Here is a 783-nt window from a genome sequence, read left to right on the forward strand (position 1 = left end):
CCCCGCACGTCGCGGAGACCGTCGTCCAGGTCCAGGACCTCGTGCGCCGCCACCCCGAGCTGGAGCTGCTCGACGCCCGCACCGCCCTCGACGCCGTCGCGCTCGACGACCTGCGCCTGGACGAGGCCGAACCCGCCGGCGCGCCGGAGCCGGCAGACGTGGTCGCCTGCACGGCCCAGCTCTGGCCGCACCGGCACGGCACCGACGCCATGTTCCTGGCCCTGCTGCGCGCCCCCGGCGCCTGACCGAGAGGACCCGCCCATGACCGCCCGCGCCCCGCGCCTGCACCCCTCGATCCTGTCCGCGGACTTCGCCCGCCTCGCCGACGAGCTGGCCCGCATCCCCAGTGCGGACGCGGTGCACGTGGACGTCATGGACAACCACTTCGTCCCGAACCTCACCCTCGGCCTGCCCGTGGTCGAGGCGATCCGCCGCGCCACCGACCTGCCGCTGGACCTCCACCTGATGATCGAGGACGCCGACCGCTGGGCGCCGGGCTACGCGGAGGCGGGGGCCGAGTCCGTCACCTTCCACGCCGAGGCCTCGGCGGCGCCCGTGCGGCTGGCCCGGGAGCTGCGCGCGGCCGGGGCGAAGGCCGGCATGGCGCTGCGGCCGGCGACCGCGGTCGAGCCGTACCTGGACATGCTCCCGGAGCTGGACATGCTCCTGCTGATGACCGTGGAGCCCGGCTTCGGGGGGCAGGCGTTCCTCGACGTCGTGCTGCCGAAGATCCGCCGGGCCCGCCGCGCCCTCGACGGCGCCGCCGCCCCGCTGGCCCTCCAG

1 protein-coding gene and 1 pseudogene are annotated in these 783 nt (G+C 76.5%); both read left to right on the forward strand.

Translation table 11 applies throughout. From position 1 onward, the window contains the following. Positions 1 to 245, forward strand: a pseudogene (locus HMPREF3105_RS10680) (rRNA small subunit methyltransferase B); the annotation flags it as partial. Positions 246 to 261: 16 nt separating this feature from the next. Then, positions 262 to 783, forward strand: a 522-nt coding sequence (locus tag HMPREF3105_RS10685; protein ID WP_070709573.1) for a ribulose-phosphate 3-epimerase, incomplete at its 3' end; no start/stop codon positions are given.

It is taken from the genome of Micrococcus sp. HMSC31B01, from assembly GCF_001816085.1.
Taxonomy (GTDB): domain Bacteria; phylum Actinomycetota; class Actinomycetes; order Actinomycetales; family Micrococcaceae; genus Micrococcus; species Micrococcus luteus.